This window comes from Leptospira soteropolitanensis (assembly GCF_026151655.1).
Classification (GTDB): domain Bacteria; phylum Spirochaetota; class Leptospiria; order Leptospirales; family Leptospiraceae; genus Leptospira_A; species Leptospira_A soteropolitanensis.
The window spans coordinates 115,750-130,765 of record NZ_JAMQPN010000002.1 but is presented as its reverse complement, the minus strand read 5'-3'; the positions used below and the strand labels follow the sequence as shown (position 1 = coordinate 130,765).

The following is a 15,016-nucleotide window of genomic DNA, read 5'->3' as shown; positions in this document are numbered from 1 at the left end:
ACCAGATCTCCTGCACTAAACTGCTGATTCTATAGGACTGTAGTAAGTGGAATTTTCTAGCAAATTTTGCCTTATTTGGCTTTTCGGAACCGATTTTTTATCAGTTCCATTCTTTCCTCGAGAATGTCCCGAAACCGGAAGTAAAACCCAAGACGGCTTCGAATGGATTCTGGTAATTTTGCATCTGTACGAGAAATCATGATATAGATGGAAAGTGTAGCTATTACGATATTAGCAGACCAAGGTCCTACCCAATCAGGGACGTTCTCTTTATAAGAAATACCTGATCCAAATATAAAAAATGCATAATAAATCAAAAGAAAAATGACAGCTAAGGTAAAACTCATCCCTTTACCGGACCTTTTGACGACTAGTCCTAGAGGAAAAGATAAAAAGAAAAAAATCTGACAGGATATCGGAGTTGCAAACCGTTTGTGAATCTCTACGTTAAAACCGGTAAGAGTTTTTTTCGATTCGTTGAGTAGTTCGGAAAGTTGAGTGAAGAGTGCAAACTTTTGTGCCATGTCTTCTTGGTTTCCACTACTTGCCCCCATTAAAAGATCGTATTTAAATTGTTCGACCATTTGTTTTAAACCTCCCACACCTTTGATAGAAAGTCCATATTCTTTCAAAATTTCTAAACCCGGAATGTTTTCGAGTCCCTCTGATTCAATTGCATTGCGAATCTCAAATAACATTGGTAAGGAAAAGGTATCTGGCTTTACATTGATACTCATAGTCTTAGTATCTTTTTTAGCTGGGGTATTATAATCCATCTCCCCGTCCATAAAATTGGTGATACCAATTGCGTTAGTTTCAGGATCCCACTCGATCACATATCCTTTACGAAGCCGCACTGACTTTTCAAACTCGCCAGCTAAGTTCTTTTTTTCAACTAACATACCTTCTCTGGCGTTAATAATCTGCAACATACGAGACCCGCCCATAGGCACTGCCAAATTATTAACCATGATAAAATCATTTCCGTCAGCAGAAATGGACCATTCTCGAATTTGTACATTGCTTAAATTTCCGTCGGTATCAATACCACCAGAATACATGGTTCTTCCCTTCTCGGAAAAAAAATCCTGAGTTTTATCTCCGGAAAACTGACCAGGTTGGATGGCAAGAAGCGGATTATAAGTCGCAATCCAATTATCAAAATCCTTCATCTTACGAGTGTTTTCTGGTCCTAAATAAAAATTCAAATACCCTACAATCAGGGTCATGACAAACCCGAATACAAGGAAGTTAGAATATATATACGGAAAAGAAACGCCCGAAGCCCGCATGGCAGTAATCTCAGAATCACCTGATAAACGACCTGCAGCCATAATACCTGACATAAGACAAGCCATTGGAATGGTCATTGGTAATGTATTTCCAAATACATAACCCATATAATCTAACAATCGGAAGAAATCAACACCCTTACCCACAAAAAGACCAATCATCTTTTGAATGGCAACAGCCATATAGATCATAGTAAAAAAAGAAAGGGCTACAAGGAATGGACTTAGAATTTCTTTTAGTATATAAATTCTTAAAATAGAAGGTTTAAACCGTTTCCACTTTCCTAAACGATCCGTATCCACCATAAAATCTGGTGGTAAATCGTCTTTTGAGAAAACCCTTACGGTTCTAAGATCGACTTGTTTAGCCAACGAGTTTTCCTTTCAAAGTGGCACTGGTGGCAGATTCCACCAAAACATTTACTGTTTTTCCAATCCAATCTGTTGGGTCTTTTGACTCACCTTCCGGAATTGGGAATACAATCATTCGACCGCAATGGGAACGACCACATAACTCAAGTTTGGATTTTTTGGAAGTGTTTTCAATGAGAACAGAAAACTCTTTTCCTATTTTGGACTGATTTTTTTCATGAGAAATTTTGGTTTGAAGTTCCACAAGTTCAATGAGTCGTTTACTTTTGGTTTCTTCTGAAACATCATCGATAAACTTACGTTTTGCGATTGTTCCCTCACGTTCGGAATATTTAAACATATACGACATGTCAAATTTCACTTTTTTTACGACTTCCAAAGTCTCCTGAAATTCTTCCTCTGTTTCCCCAGGAAATCCAACAATAATATCAGATGTAATTCCAATATCCGGAATTCTCTCTTGAATGCTTGCTACTAGATCCAAGTATTCTTCTTTGGTATAACTACGTTTCATATCTCGAAGCACCTTAGAGCTTCCTGCTTGTAATGGCATATGAATTTGAGAAGAGAAACGTTCTTCTTTCGCCATAAGCGAAATCAGGTGGTCTGGAAAGTCTTTTGGATGCGGGCTTGTGAACCGCACGCGTTCAATCGTAGTTTCCGCTAAAATCTTTTCCACAAGGGCGCAAAAGTCAGTATTTTCAAACGAATAACTATTAACATTCTGTCCAAGAAGGGTTACTTGTTTTACACCCATTTCTTGTAACTGAATAATTTCGGCTACAATAGAACCTGGTTCTCTACTTCTTTCACGACCTCTAGTATAAGGAACCACACAAAAAGTACAAAAATTATTACAACCTCTCATAATCGTAACAAAGGCTTGGATTCCATTTACTACTTTTGGTTCTAATTCATCGTAAGTTTCAGTCCGAGAAAGCCTTGTTAGTTGGACATCTCGTTCCCCTTCCCGGATTTTTTGAATGAGCTCTGGTAATGTTCTATAATTATCGGGACCAACAATGAGGTCTAGTGGTAGTTCCTGGTGAAATAAATCCTCTCCTAAGTTTTGTGCCATACACCCAAGTACACCAATAACTAAGTTTGGATTTTTTTTCTTTAAATAACCAAGTGATTGTAATCTACCATAAATTTTTGCGTGTGCATTTTCTCTAACGGCACAGGTGTTTAAAAAAATGATGTCACTGTCTTCCACTGAGTCAGCTGCTTCATAATTTTCCTTTCGAAACAGCTCCTTGACGATACCTGAATCATATTCATTCATTTGGCATCCGTAGGTTTCCACGTATACCTTTCCCAAGTGAACGGGACTCTCTAGGGTTGGAATTTCAGTCAAGGATGGGTTCATAATGATATGTTTTTCCAGAAATTTTCCTTGTAAAGCAAAGAAGATGGGGGGTAAAAGGAGTATATGGCTCGAACGAAAAGGGAGACTTTCTATGGAATCCTTGGAGTAACAAAGGAATCCGCAAAAGAGACCGTAGAAGCTATTTATTCAAGAGAATTGGAATTTTGGCAAAAACTCGACAATGCCGGAATTCCGGAAGCTAAGGAAAAAATTTTAGAACTTACCCGTGCCTACTTCACACTCAGTGATCCCCAAAAAAAAGCCGAATATGACAAACACCTAGATTTTGAATTTGTTCTTTTAGATGGAAAGGCAAAAGATCCAGAGATAGAAGAAGCATATGATGTTTACCGACTTAGCCACCAAAAATCTTACCAAGAAATTTTAAAAGAATTTACTAAGTTCAGAGAAGAAATGGGAGATACCCTCTGGATCCTAAAAAAAACAACAATTTATATGGTCTTCAATCTTCTTGTATATTCGGGCTTTATCCTTTACCATTCATTCTTAATTGAAACAAAAGAAAATGGTAAGTTGTGGTCGGACGTAACTTCTAATTGGGGGTCAGGAATTTTTCTTTTTCTGAGTGGTCTTGGGTATCTATTCTTTCGCTTCCGTTTTCTAAAAAAAGAATTAGAAAAACGGAAGGAAAAGAGAAATTAACGAACTTCTTTTGGAAACAAAATAGGAAGTAAGTTTGGAAAACAAGCACCACTTAAGTGAAGTGAATCTACAAAATCTTTACAAACCCAACGAGGATCTGTATTGGGATCTATCACAAAGAATTTAGAATGCGGAACTTCCGATGCACGAGAAACAGCTTTTTTAATTTCAGAATTGAATTTATCAAGCAAACCGTCCGTTTTCATTCTTCTCCGCAATGCATCCGAGACAGCAGGAAAATATACGATCACAGGAATATCTTTTCCCTTTAGTAAGTCCAAAATTTTGTGAAAGAAATAAATTTGTGTGGGTGCAAGTTTGGTTCCACGCAAATACTGATTGTACATCGCCTCTGCATCTCTTTCCAAAAAAACATCCATATTGGCAAATTTAATCTCATTAGGAAGGGCACCAAACTTTACACGGTTCACTAATTTGATTTTATCAATATAATTTCTTTTATGTTCTTTGCCAGTAATCCCAACAGACATTCCAGGGAAAAAACCAACTTCAATTTCCTTATTATTTGCTTTGATTGCCGTTGGATCTAATGGGTATTTATATAAAGCAAACAACTTTTTTAAGAAATAGACTTCTGCTTCATCCATAGAAAATCCATTTGCCTGTGTAAGCCAAGGATCCTTTGTTTTTGTGCGATAGAAATCAATTTGTTTTAAAACATATTCGTTATCATAAGAGCCATTTAAGGAATAATCAATTGCCGATTGCGAGAATAAAAGTGGATCAACTTCGATTAACACATAACGGATTGGAAGTTTTGCCTCAAGGGTTCTTTCTAACCAATATGCCTGAAAACTAGGTGGTCCAAAAGGAGCGGCAAAATTAAAGGAATTTGTATTGGGGAAAAATGATTCCAACATTTCGGAGTCAAATTCTCCGGAACGAGAGCTACCTAAAATCAAACCAATTTGTTTTTCTGGATGTTTGTTTCTCTCCTCAAGCATTACAAGAAAAAGGTCTTCTTTTAATTCGTAAAACTTTCGTTCAATCTTTTTCCAGCTATACGTGTTTTCAACTACGATCGGCAAAAAAAAGATTTTATCCAAAAGAAAAAGACAAGCGGCTAAAAGAATCGGATAGATTACTACAGGAAATTTATACTTTAACTTCATATTAAAATTGGAAATAAATAAATTCCGTTCCTCCTGGAGCAAGATAACCTAACAAAATGGTAATTACTAATGAAAACAACAATAGAAAACCAAAAGAAAACTTCGTAGACCAATTTGGCCTTGGAAAACTTGGTTTTGTTTGCAAATAATTTAGAATAAACGTTACTATTAAAGTATAAAGAATTAATTCTAATTTATTAGTTCTGATTCCAGCACCACCAGTAAACGCTTTTGCTAACATCGTAAGAGAGTTTGGAACACTCGATCCATTGAAAAAAGCAATGGTAAATGAAAAAAAACTAAAAGCATAGAGAATACCCAAAAACTTCTTCCATCTTGCAACTTTTTGAGTTTTATCAGGTTTCCGAATTAACTCTATTTTTCTCTCTACACTTAGCATAACCCCATGAAGAAATCCCCAAATAATAAAAGTAAAATTGGCTCCATGCCAAAAACCGGCCAAAGTAAAAGTAACGATTAAATTTAGGTAACCGCGAAATTCAGAAACCCGAGATCCACCTAACGGAAAGTAAATGTAATCTTTGATCCAAGTTGCGAGTGTCATATGCCAACGGGTCCAAAGTTCCCGCACAGACCCAGATAAAAAGGGGGCATGAAAATTTTCTGGAAGGTTAATCCCAAGTAACTTTCCTAAACCTCTAGCTAAATCAGTATACCCACTGAAATCACAATAAACTCTAGCAGAATATCCAAACATCGCAACAAAATTGGTAAACCCGTCATATAACTCCGGACTCTGAAAAACTGGTTCAATGACGGGAGACAAATTGTCCGCAAGGACTACTTTCTTAAAAAGTCCAAGGAAAACTAAATAATACCCTTCGAAGAGTTGTTCTTTTTTAGCGTTCCAAACTTCCAATTGATAAAAGAACTCGCCATGCCTAACAATGGGACCTGCTACCAACTGAGGAAAGAAAAAGATAAAAAGGGCAAATTGTAAAAAACTAGGATTTTCTTCTGCATTACCACGTTTGATATCAATGGTATAGGCCACCATTTGAAATGTATAAAAACTAATGGCAAGAGGAAGAGTGATGGAGTCTGCACCAAATTGAGAATTTAGGAAACTTTGAATAGACTCAGGTGCAAACCAAATACTTCCTGTTAGTTGAAACAAAACATCCCAAAGAAAGTAAAAATATTTAAATAAAAACAAATTTCCAAAATTAACAAACAGAGAGACAGGATACCAAAAACTAGATTTGTTTTTTAGAATTTGTTTATTAAAAAAATGATTTAATAGAACAATTGAAAGAAAGTGAAAAGCAAAGGGGATCGACCAGGCAGCATAAAAAGCAAAAGAAGCCAAAAACAAAAAGCCTAATCGAAATTTGCCACGAATCATCCAATGTAGACAATAGATGACAAGAAAAAACAAAAGGAAACTAAGGGATGTAAATTTCATTCTAAGATTTCACCAATATAAGAATTCATGTATCTCCATCAACCTGAATCACAAGGCCTTTTAGGTATTCTCCTTCCGGATGGAAAACAGAATAACCATGATCTGGACTCTGGGTTAAATGATGCAAAATTCTAACTCTTTTTTTGGCATCCTTTGCTGCCCCGAAAACAATTTTTTTGAATAAATCAAAAGAAATATGTTGAGAACAGGAAAAAGTAAAAATTAGTCCACCCGTTTGGATTTTTGACATAGCTCTCATGTTGATGTCTTTGTACCCTCTGCTTGCTTGATTTACGGTTCCAATACTTTTCGTAAATGCTGGGGGATCCAAAATCATCATGTCATAAAAATTTGACTCCATCGACTTTAAATATTCAAAACTATCTAAAACCAAACTTTTATGTCGCCCCTCTCCAATCATTGGACTCAATCCATTTAAATGGAGGTTTCTTTCACAAATTTCGATCGCTTGTTTAGAAATATCTAAACTATGGACAATTTTTGCACCAGCTAACAATGAATAAACCGAAAAGGCACCCGAATAAGCGAAGGTATTTAAAACGGTGCGCCCAAAAGCATATCGAGAAACTAAGGCCCGGTTATCCCTTTGGTCTAAAAAAAAGCCCGTTTTTTGTCCTTTTGTTATATCTGCGATGAACTTAATTCCATGTTCTAAAAATATAGGCTCAGATTCGGTTCCTTTATGAAAGATTACGTTTCCGGAAGACTTATCTTCAAGTTTTTCACCTCTTTCTAAAATTGTTTCAAATCCTTTATTGGATAAAAAAGACACTAACCATTCGCGGAGATTCTGGGCCCCAGGGGTTTTTATTTGCAAAACAGCCGTTTGGTTATAACAATCAACGACAATACCTGGGACACCATCCCCTTCTGAATGAAAAAGTCGAAAGCCTGTTGTATCTTTCGGTAACAATTTTTTTTTCGATTCATAAATGGAATTCCATTTAGAAGACCAAAATTTCTCCTGAGAGCCATCTTCCGATAGTGCAAAAGAGAACAAACGAATTCGGATTTGACTTTTCGGATCATAATGTCCCCAAGCAAGGAAATCACCCGCGATTGATTCCACTCGGACGATACTACCTGCAACAATTCCTGATTCGCCGGAAGCAATGGCTCCAGAAAATATCCAAGGATGAAAATTTAATACAGCTTTTTCTTTATTCTTTTTTAATCGAATGACCATTTTGCATCCATTTGAAAATATAACAGAGTTATAAACCTTTAGGGTTCGTTTATATATGATAAAATCGACACTTCTTTTTCTTGTCTTTTCTTTTTCCCTACTCTATTCACAAAGCCTACCAAATTCAGCTACAATCACTGATCCAGAAAGGCCTGTGTCGCTAGACACAAACAAATCGGATCCAAACTCGTTTTGGTACATGACAAATAAAGAACTAAGTGATTCCGATATCCGATCGCTAAACGAATCAAATTTTTCAAAAATACCTTGGAAACGAATTGTTGTCCCTGGTAATTTATACTCCGACAAAAATGAATATAACTCCAAAAAAACGGTATTACTTGCCAAGTGGATTCAATTCGCAACTGACCCTTCTACTCAATACAGTTTGCGATTGGGTGTTATCAATGATAGAGACAAAACATTTCTGAACGGCGAAAGTGTAGGAAATACTGGCAAGTGGGGATCCGTGGACCCACAAGCCTACGACAAATTAAGAATTTATCATATTCCATCGAACCTAATTCGATACGGAAAACCAAATTTACTAATAGTTCAGATCCAACCATATTTTTCAAATTCCGGTGGAATTGAACAGGACGAAACAAGCCTTGGGCCTTCGGACAAAATCCTAAGACAATTTTATAAAGATGAATTTATTAAATTAATTTTTCTCACTATCTATATCACTGTAGGAGGATATTTTCTTTTTCTTTTTATTCGAAGAAGAAAAGATAGAGAGAATTTATTTTTTGCATTATTTTCCTTTTCTTTTGTAGTATATAACTTTTTAAGAAATCAACTTAAGTATGAATTTGGATTTCCTTTTTTAGAAATGAAGAAAATGGAATATATGGTGATTTTACTACTCATTCCATTTATGTATCATTTCCTTCGTACACTATTTGAAGAACGATATAGTATCTTGGCTAAAACTTTCGATACCTTGCAGTTACTATTTTTTCTGTTTTTTGCAATTACAAACAATATAGAAACATTTAGTTATCTACTCACAACTTTTGTCCAACCGACTTGGATCGTATATGTAATCATGATATTTGCGATTCTATATAAAAATCTAAAGCAAAAAAACAGAAGGGCTTTTTACATTACAATCGGTATTACATTTGTTCTTATTGCAGCTCTGATTGACACAGCTACCAATCGAAACTATTGGGTGTTTCCTCGTATTATGGGTTACGCTTTCCTTATCTTCAATATTTCTCTTGCGATCATCCTTGCGAATTCCTTTGTGAGATTAAACGAAGAGGTAGAAGACTTAAACAAAAATTTAGAGAAGAAGGTAGAAGAAAGAACAGACGCCTTAAATGATTCATTAAGCCAATTACAAATATTAAAAGAAAAACAAGATGGAGACTATTTTTTAACATCTCTACTTATACACCCACTCGCCCGCATTGAAAACAAAATTGCAGAGATAAAAATCGAATCTTATGTAAACCAAAAGAAAAAATTTCAATTTCGAGGAAAAGATGGAGAGATAGGCGGCGATATTTGTATTGTAGGGACGGTTCAATTAGAATCGGGAGATTTTACTGTTTTTGCTAATGGTGATGCTATGGGAAAATCCATCCAAGGTGCAGGAGGAGCTCTTGTACTTGGAGTCGTTTTTCAAGCTGTTCTCTCCCGAGCAAAATCCAGTTACACAAAATCAAGACCACCAGAACTTTGGCTAAAAGATCTCTATGTTGAACTTCAATCTGTTTTTGTAAGTTTTGATGGTTCTATGTTATCTAGTGTAGTCCTTGGAATGATTTCAAAAGACGGATTTGTTTATTACATCAATGCGGAACACCCGTGGAGTATTTTATATAGAGATGGTGTTGCCTCTTTTATAGAAACAGAACTATCGATGAGAAAACTTGGGTTTCCCAAAAACGATCACTACTTCTAAATCAAAACTTTTTCGTTAGAAGCTGGTGACACTTTGTTAATTGGATCTGATGGTAGAGATGATATTGCTTTGCCCTCCGAAAATAATTTACAAAGATCTATCAACGAAGATGAAACTTTAATTTTGCGCTTTGTAGAACGCTCAGAAACCAACCTACCTCGTTTGGTTACCGAAATTGAATCCAGCGGAGAAATCACAGACGACATTTCTTTTTTAAAAATTGAATATTTTCCAAATAATCAGAGGATTTCATTTCCAGAAGTGGTAAGAACAGAGTATTTAGAAATTAAAGCCAAGTCAAAACAAGGCCACTTCCAAGAAGCTATCAATAAACTACTTCCATTGATTGAAAAATACCCACATCCGTCGTTTCATGCTTTAGCTGGAAAATTGTTTTACCAATTAAAAAATTGGGAAAACGCAGTGATAAACTTCAAACTGGCAACAAAAGAAAATCCGGCTCGGGAAGAATACCTTTATATGACCGCAAAAACTTTGGTGAAACAGGGAAAAATTTCGGAAGCTGTGATTTGGAGCGAAAGACTTTTCTTAAGAAATAAAATCCACAAGCAGAATACAAAACTATTTATGTATCTGCTTGATAAAACAAACAATGTAGATAAAAAACAATTCTATTTAGAATTCATCAACCACGAACAAAATACAATATAACAAGGATACCAAGTAATATTCTATATATTCCAAAGGATAAAAAACTTCTTCTACGAATAAATGCCATAAACAATCGAATGATAAAGTAGCATATAACAAAGGAAACGATACTTCCAAACAACAATAGGCCTATCGTTTCCGAATTTAAAATGCTACGATGTTTATAAAGTTTGTAAACACCCGCAAGGGTTAATACAGGGATTGCCAAAAAAAAGGAAAACTCTGCGGAATCTTTTTTAGAAACACCTAGAGTTCTAGCAGTAATAATAGTGGCAGCTGATCTTGAGACTCCAGGAATCAGAGCAAAACATTGTAAAAAACCAACAATGATAGACTCTTTCATTCCTATGATCCTCCCATCCGACTCATCATAATGTTTCATTTCAACAAAAACCATTATGAGGCCACCAATCAACCAGGAAAGGCCAAGGATGAGTAAAAGATCAGGTCTCATTTTTATTTGATCTAGGGTATTTTTAAAAACGAAACCTAAAACTAAAATTGGTAGGATACCAACCATCAAATTTCGGTAAAAGTGGAATCCTGAATTGTCTGTTGTCTTTTTAATTAAATACAAAGATGCAGATTTTGTATGTTTCCATAAAACTTGGAAATACAACACAACTACTGATAGAATTGCCCCGGTTTGAATGAATATATCAAACAAATCTTCAAAAGCCTCATGATCCACTGTGAGATGATTGAATGGGAAAAAATAACTAAAAAGGAAAAGATGACCTGTTGAGGAAACTGGTAAGAATTCCGTGGCAGCTTCAATGATGCCACGGAGAAACGCGTTTAAAGTATTGTCCATTCCGACTTATTTTGGTTGGTTGTTTTGTTCTTCCACTTTTTTCTTTGGTGCAAGATAAGCATCCAAATCAAATTTATCATTACGTTTTATGGTTACCTCTTCCTTGATTCTCTCCACAACTAGTGGAAGTTGTTCTCTGGTCTGCAATTGTTTTAGTTGTGCTTTTGCAAATGTAAGACATTTATCAATGGTTAAGTTTGCAATATTTCTATCCAATCCACGAAGTCTTTCACATTCCGCTTTAGCTTGTTCGTCAGTAATTTGGATTTTCTTCTCAACTTGCTCAGAAACATACATTTGAGCAATGGTTTGCATCTCCACTTGTTTGATTACTTCAGCAACATCAGGACGAGAGATATAACCGTTTTTCTCTGCCACAAGACGCGTCATGATCATTTGACGGTATGTTTGGTAGAAATTTTTCTTTTGAAGTTGGTAGTTCAAATCTTGGAAATTTTGTGGTACTTCGTTGATATCTTTTTCAATGAATTCTAAAAGCGTTTTCTTTTCGATATTTTGTAATCGGCTGATTGAATCAAGAGCCGTATCGTAAGCTGCTTCAAAGTCTTTTACGGTAATTTTATGGTTATCCAAAGTTTCGATGACCGGAGACGAGTCCGAACACTGAACGAGGAAAAGGGATGCCAAAAAAACAAACAAAGGAAGGATTTTAGTCATATTATTTTAGTGCCTGAAAGGATTTGTGATGATGGTTTCGTGAATTCCCGCAATGTCCATCCTTTTTTAGCAAAACTAGCTTGATTCCAATGCTTAAAATTTAAGCGGCAAGGAATTCCAAAAGCGAAAGCAATTTTTTGATTTTTTGCAGGTCTTCCCTTTCTGGAATCGTATAACGTAATACAGATGGCTCTTGTGGGGCAATGGTTAGGCCTTTGAATTTACTCATGGCCTGAATCACTCTGTCCGGATTTCCTCTGAAATAGGTTCCACATTTGAATAGGATTTCCTCCGATTTTTCCGTAACAAATTCAAAACCAAGGTTTGAAGCCAAAGTTCGGATTTTTTCCAATTCCACAAAAGTTTTGGCAATCTGCGGAAGTTCACCAAACCGGTCTTCCATCTCGAGCGAAAGTTCTTCAATTTCATCTAAATTCGCGGAACCTTCAAACCGTTTGTAAAATTCTATTTTTTGTTTCGTATCTGGAATATAATCATCCGGTAAATAGAAGTTGGTTTTTAAATTGACTGCCGTACGAACCTCGACTCGGACCTCCTCACCCTTAATTCGAGAAATTGCTTCTTCCAACATCTTAACATAAAGATCAAATCCAACTTCCATAATGTCGCCAGACTGCTCTTTCCCAAGCAAATTTCCAGCTCCACGAATCTCTAAATCACGCATGGCCACTTTAAAACCAGATCCTAACTCTTGGTATTCGAAAATCGTATTTAATCTCTTTTCGGCAAGTTCTGTGATTAGTTTTTTGGAAGGATAAAACATATAAGCATAGGCCTTCCGATCCGATCGACCCACACGTCCCCGAATTTGATAAAGTTGAGAAAGACCAAACATATCAGCTCGTTTTACAATCAGTGTGTTTACATTGGGCATATCGATCCCTGACTCAATGATTGTAGTCGTAACCAAAATATCATATTTTCGTTCATAAAAATCAACGAGGGTTTCCTCAATTTCATCCTCGGTTAATTGGCCATGTAAAATTCCCACTGAAATCTCAGGGACAAGGGAACGAATGTAAGCCGCTTCTTCTTCAATCGATTCAACTCGATTATAGAGATAAAAAACCTGGCCGTCCCTTTCTATTTCTTTTCGTATCGCTTCTTGGATGAGTGTATCATCTTCTTCTAATACATACGTTTCTACACTTTGCCTGTTTTTAGGAGGTGTTGAAATAATAGAAAGCTCACGAATTCCAGTGAGTGCCATATGTAAGGTTCTCGGAATTGGTGTTGCTGTAAGAGTTAACACATCTACCAGGTTTTTAAATTTTTTGATGGCTTCCTTATGAGTTACACCAAACTTCTGTTCTTCGTCAATAATGAGCAGTCCAAGATTTTTGGGTTTTATTTTAGAGGACAAAATTGCATGAGTTCCGATAAGCATGTCTATTTTCCCATCGGAAAAATTCTTTAGGTCTTCTTTTATCTCAGCCGCGGTTCGAAACCGTGACACAAAAGCTATTTTGATTGGGTAATTTTCGTATCTTGATTTAAATGTATTAAAATGCTGCAAGGAAAGGATGGTAGTGGGAGTAAGGAGCATTACTTGTTTACCCGCCATGATCACCTTAAATGCAGCCCGAATCGCAACCTCGGTTTTACCATAACCTACATCCCCGCAAACCAATCTGTCCATTGGTCTCACCGATTCTAAATCTTGTTTCACTGCCTCAATAGCAGAAATTTGATCAGGTGTTTCTTCAAATTCAAAAGCAGCTTCAAATTCTTCCTGCCAAATGGTATCAGGAGGAAATGCAAATCCATTTAGTTTAAGGCGATTGGAATAAAGTAATACCAGTTCTTCAGCAAGTTTATCTACTGATTCTTGAACGCGATCCTTAGCCTTTTTCCAAGAATTCTTTCCAAGAGTATCTAACTTCGGAGTGTCAGTGCCTCCTATGTATTTTTGTACCAATGAAATCTGATCAAGGGGAACAAATAAACTATCACCCCCAGCATATTCTAATTTTAAAAAATCTCTTTCTTTACCGTCAGCTTTCGTTCGTTCAATTTTAATGAAACGACCTACACCATGATTGACATGGACAACAAAATCGCCTTCTTTCAAATCAATGAAAGATTCGATCATTTGGGATGCTTGTTTTTTATACCGTGTTTTACGTTTGTATTGACGCCCAAACAAATCATTGTCCGTAAATATATAGACATGATCCTCAACTATATGGAATCCACGTTTGAGGTCTGAAATGACTAAGTGAATGCCTGGATTTACGGATTGCAGTGGTAGCGGAAGCGGATCTTCTGAATCAGAGTGAACCGTTTCCAACTCACCTTCGGAAAAAAGTCCTTTCAGCCGCATCATTTGAGCAGAAAAGGAAGAAGTAATAAAAATTTTATTTCTCCTATCTTCTGCTAATAATTCAAGAAAGTATTCCTTTGCCTCTCTGATTTTACCGCGAAATCCCCTAACCTCTCTAATTGGGTCATAGGAAAAATTTTTCTTATTGTCAGGCAGTAGGGAAAAACGAATGCCTGGAGTATCCTCTGAAGTAAGACTCTCCCATTCTATCCCAAAGGAAAGTAATTCTTCCGGTTTTAAACAAAGTGATTCTTCTTTTTTTTTCTCATACAGTGTATTGTATTCTCTTTCCATCCCATAAGAACGTTCTTTTGTATCAAAAAATCGTGGAAAGATAAGGATCGGCTTTTTAGGAAAGAAATTTAAAAAACCTTCATGTTCTCTGATTAAAGGTAAATGTTCCTCTATTATTTCTAATTCAGAATCAATTGGGAGTCGTTTATCCTTATGATTTGTTAATATCTCTTGGTATTTCGATTTTTCTTCACGACTTACAATGGTTTCATTTGCGGCCGTAATGATAATTTCTTGGATTTTTGAAATTGATTTCTGTGTATTAGGATCAAACGTCCGAATCTCATCAACTGTATCACCAAAAAAATCAATACGAACAGGATTTGACAAATAAGGAGTGTAAATATCAAGAATTCCCCCTTTTAAACTAAAATGTCCAAACTGTTCACAAACCTCCTCTCTGTGATACCCTAAATTGACTAACTCAGACAATAATTTGTCTAAAGGAAAATCTTTGCCTAATTTTAATGTAATCGATTTACCCTTTAAACTTTCTTTAATTGGCAACTTTCGTAGTAGAGCAGAAACAGATGTAACCACCAAACAGCGATTTCCTGATAAAATTCTATTAACGGTGAGGATTCTATCCCTTTTCCATTCCATTTGCCATTTTGTATATTCGTAAGGAATATTCTCCGGTCCTGGAAAATAAAAAATTTGCTCTTGCGGAAGAAAACTCAATAACTCCCTAGAAAAACTTTCAGCGTCTTGGTTTGTAGGAAGTACAACTAAAAAAGTAGATTCGGCACGTAGTGTTTCGTATAAGGATGCTGTGGTAAAAGAATGGGCTGACTCAGGAATTCCACTTAAATTAACTAAGGAAAATTTTGATTCAGC

Annotated in this window: 10 protein-coding genes and 1 pseudogene; 3 read left to right on the top strand and 8 right to left on the bottom strand. The window is 36.0% G+C overall.

The window, feature by feature from the left end; all coding sequences use genetic code 11:
* Positions 1-71: 71 nt before the first annotated feature.
* Both ND811_RS05310 and miaB read right to left on the bottom strand, forming a co-directional pair.
* Complete coding sequence (locus ND811_RS05310; RefSeq protein ID WP_265351080.1) at positions 72-1,664, bottom strand: LptF/LptG family permease; 1,593 nt, start codon at positions 1,662-1,664, stop codon at positions 72-74.
* Positions 1,657-3,033, bottom strand: coding sequence for a tRNA (N6-isopentenyl adenosine(37)-C2)-methylthiotransferase MiaB (gene miaB / locus ND811_RS05305; RefSeq protein ID WP_265351079.1), 1,377 nt, complete (start codon positions 3,031-3,033; stop codon positions 1,657-1,659). The genes ND811_RS05310 and miaB overlap by 8 nt, the downstream gene beginning before the upstream one ends.
* A 63-nt stretch (positions 3,034-3,096) precedes the next feature.
* On the opposite strand from miaB, the gene ND811_RS05300 reads away from it, so the two are divergent.
* Complete coding sequence (locus ND811_RS05300) at positions 3,097-3,696, top strand: J domain-containing protein (RefSeq protein ID WP_265351078.1); 600 nt, start codon at positions 3,097-3,099, stop codon at positions 3,694-3,696.
* Here ND811_RS05300 and ND811_RS05295 read toward each other — a convergent pair.
* The 3 genes from ND811_RS05295 to ND811_RS05285 are packed head-to-tail and all read right to left on the bottom strand — an operon-like array spanning position 3,693 to position 7,462.
* Positions 3,693-4,829, bottom strand: a complete 1,137-nt coding sequence (locus tag ND811_RS05295; protein ID WP_265351077.1) for a DUF1574 domain-containing protein — start codon at positions 4,827-4,829, stop codon at positions 3,693-3,695. The two genes, ND811_RS05300 and ND811_RS05295, sit on opposite strands and share 4 nt — an antisense overlap.
* A gap of 1 nt (position 4,830) precedes the next feature.
* The gene (locus tag ND811_RS05290; protein ID WP_265351076.1) at positions 4,831-6,255 is read right to left on the bottom strand and encodes an MBOAT family O-acyltransferase; all 1,425 of its coding nucleotides are present in this window, start codon (positions 6,253-6,255) and stop codon (positions 4,831-4,833) included.
* A gap of 25 nt (positions 6,256-6,280) precedes the next feature.
* The gene (locus tag ND811_RS05285; protein WP_265351075.1) at positions 6,281-7,462 is read right to left on the bottom strand and encodes a class I SAM-dependent rRNA methyltransferase; all 1,182 of its coding nucleotides are present in this window, start codon (positions 7,460-7,462) and stop codon (positions 6,281-6,283) included.
* Between the two features lie 55 nt (positions 7,463-7,517).
* Between ND811_RS05285 and ND811_RS05280 the strand changes: the two genes are divergently transcribed.
* Both ND811_RS05280 and ND811_RS19605 read left to right on the top strand, forming a co-directional pair.
* On the top strand, positions 7,518-9,377 hold the full coding sequence (locus ND811_RS05280; protein WP_407658868.1) for a 7TM diverse intracellular signaling domain-containing protein: 1,860 nt from the start codon (positions 7,518-7,520) through the stop codon (positions 9,375-9,377).
* Positions 9,378-9,410: 33 nt separating this feature from the next.
* On the top strand, positions 9,411-10,049 hold the full coding sequence (locus tag ND811_RS19605) for a tetratricopeptide repeat protein (RefSeq protein ID WP_407658867.1): 639 nt from the start codon (positions 9,411-9,413) through the stop codon (positions 10,047-10,049).
* Here the strand turns inward: ND811_RS19605 and ND811_RS05275 are convergent.
* The 3 genes and pseudogenes from ND811_RS05275 to mfd all read right to left on the bottom strand — a co-directional run.
* Positions 10,024-10,863: an undecaprenyl-diphosphate phosphatase gene (locus tag ND811_RS05275; protein WP_265351074.1), complete on the bottom strand. Its 840-nt coding sequence runs from the start codon at positions 10,861-10,863 to the stop codon at positions 10,024-10,026. The genes ND811_RS19605 and ND811_RS05275 overlap by 26 nt on opposite strands.
* A 6-nt stretch (positions 10,864-10,869) precedes the next feature.
* A complete protein-coding gene (locus tag ND811_RS05270; RefSeq protein ID WP_265351073.1) occupies positions 10,870-11,541 on the bottom strand; it encodes a lipoprotein LipL31 in 672 nt (223 codons plus the stop codon).
* A 100-nt stretch (positions 11,542-11,641) separates the two neighbouring features.
* Positions 11,642-14,992, bottom strand: a pseudogene (gene mfd, locus ND811_RS05265) (transcription-repair coupling factor); the annotation flags it as partial.
* Between the last annotated feature and the right edge of the window lie 24 nt (positions 14,993-15,016).

Excerpts from the sequence above, each read along its gene's own strand:
- ND811_RS05280 (WP_407658868.1), top strand. The coding sequence starts at position 7,518 with ATGATAAAATCGACACTTCTTTTTCTTGTCTTTTCTTTTTCCCTACTC.
- ND811_RS05270 (WP_265351073.1), bottom strand. The coding sequence starts at position 11,541 with ATGACTAAAATCCTTCCTTTGTTTGTTTTTTTGGCATCCCTTTTCCTC.
- ND811_RS05275 (WP_265351074.1), bottom strand. The coding sequence starts at position 10,863 with ATGGACAATACTTTAAACGCGTTTCTCCGTGGCATCATTGAAGCTGCC.
- ND811_RS05285 (WP_265351075.1), bottom strand. The coding sequence starts at position 7,462 with ATGGTCATTCGATTAAAAAAGAATAAAGAAAAAGCTGTATTAAATTTT.
- miaB (WP_265351079.1), bottom strand. The coding sequence starts at position 3,033 with ATGAACCCATCCTTGACTGAAATTCCAACCCTAGAGAGTCCCGTTCAC.
- ND811_RS05300 (WP_265351078.1), top strand. The coding sequence starts at position 3,097 with ATGGCTCGAACGAAAAGGGAGACTTTCTATGGAATCCTTGGAGTAACA.
- ND811_RS05290 (WP_265351076.1), bottom strand. The coding sequence starts at position 6,255 with ATGAAATTTACATCCCTTAGTTTCCTTTTGTTTTTTCTTGTCATCTAT.
- ND811_RS05295 (WP_265351077.1), bottom strand. The coding sequence starts at position 4,829 with ATGAAGTTAAAGTATAAATTTCCTGTAGTAATCTATCCGATTCTTTTA.